Below are 831 nucleotides of genomic sequence, written 5' to 3' on the forward strand. Positions count from 1 at the left end.
TAAGGAGGATTATCACGCATCAAAAGATCCACCAACCCCTCCCAGTCTTCCGCCACCGATGAGACCTTGACAAGTCCGCGGGGAACGCCGTACATACTACGCAGGTAAATGGAGAAGAAACGCGAACGGGCTTCAGCAAGACGTTCGTTATCCCCATAATTACCGTCAGGCGAGCAATAACCGCAGATACGGATGGACTTGACAGATGCAAAATGCGTTCTCTGCAGGGGGGCAATCAACCGGTCGATCTTGTCGATCTCGTAACGGTTGTTTTTTAGGTCGGGATGAATATCGTCCTTTCCAATCGGGTAATCAAAATAGAGTACCACACTCTCAGTAGTTGCAGATGCTACTTTTGACGTTGAAACCATTGTTGACTTTGGTCTTGTAACAGCTGCCGGTTCCGGTTTTACGACTTTCGGTTTCACTGCTTCTTCCGGATGCAGTTTCATCTTTACAACAGGCAATTGAGGAATACCTGCCACAGCAGCCAAACCCAAATCGCATTGCAGCGTATCTACCGCCAAGAGTTCATTGCCGCAACATTCACGACTTTCCTGTTTCAATAGCAACATGGCATGCTGCATCCATGAGGCATAAGGTATGGAAATATGGTAAGTGATATTTTTAGAAACATTCCGGCTGTCACGGATACGAAGATAAGGAACAGTACATTCTTTACAGAGAGAAAGCGCCGCCTCCCGACGATCCTGACGGTCGCGTATCGAGCCGCTGATTACGACAGCAGGTAAAGAGACCTGTTGCTTCCCCGCTCCCAACAATTGCGGCGTAAAGATAAAGGCCCTGCTACGCCCTACCCTCACCTCGTTC

The 831-nt window shown here is 48.9% G+C and carries 1 pseudogene; it reads right to left on the reverse strand.

What is annotated here, in order from left to right:
• Positions 1 to 831 (reverse strand): annotated as a pseudogene (locus DWX23_RS24930) (hypothetical protein); the annotation flags it as partial.

The organism is Parabacteroides sp. AF18-52, assembly GCF_003479145.1.
In the GTDB taxonomy this organism is placed as follows: domain Bacteria; phylum Bacteroidota; class Bacteroidia; order Bacteroidales; family Tannerellaceae; genus Parabacteroides; species Parabacteroides faecis.